We start from the raw sequence: 679 nt of genomic DNA, 5'->3' as shown, positions 1-679 counted from the left end.
GGATCGGCCAGGAAGCGCTCGTCGGTCAGCTCCGGGCGGTTAAGGTAGCCCCTCGCCACGCCAGCGCCGCCGATATAAAGCTCGCCCGGCGCTCCCAGGGGAACCGGCTGCCGCTGTTCATTTAACAGATATAGCCGCGTATTGGCTATTGGACGACCGATAATTTTGGGATCGTCAAAAGTGCCATCAACTTCGTATTTAATAGAACTTATGCATGTTTCTGTTGGCCCGTAGGTATTGATTAATTGAGATTGGTTAATACCTTCATTCACAAACCAACTACGCAAAGCCTGCTCACCTACAGCTTCACCACCAATAATCACTTTCCGTATAACATTCGGAACAGGCAATCCATCTAATGCGAGAAGAGACCAAAATTGAGTAGGTAGATCAAGCACAGTAATTTTGTGCTTTTGACATAACAGCCAGAAACGATTTGAGCTTGATAACCAGTTATCATCACGTAGGATCAGGGAGCAACCGCTGCTTAAAGCCATAAATATCTCTTCAACCGAAGCGTCGAAAGAAAAACTTGCGAATTGCAGGATCCTGTCATTCCTTAAGAGTTGAAGTTTACTGGAGAGAGAAGTTATTTCATTGACTACACAATTATGCTCTACCATCACCCCCTTGGGCTGTCCGGTCGAGCCCGACGTGTAGATCACGTACGCCAGATGCC

Annotated in this window: 1 protein-coding gene; it reads right to left on the bottom strand. The window is 47.3% G+C overall.

Features of this window, described 5'->3' with window-relative positions; all coding sequences use genetic code 11:
* A partial coding sequence (locus GJV78_RS22725) for an AMP-binding protein (protein WP_230979228.1) occupies positions 1-623 on the bottom strand: 623 nt, incomplete at its 3' end.
* Positions 624-679: the final 56 nt, after the last annotated feature.

The organism is Intestinirhabdus alba (assembly GCF_009711095.1).
GTDB lineage: Bacteria > Pseudomonadota > Gammaproteobacteria > Enterobacterales > Enterobacteriaceae > Intestinirhabdus > Intestinirhabdus alba.
This window is presented reverse-complemented; position numbering and strand designations above follow the sequence as displayed.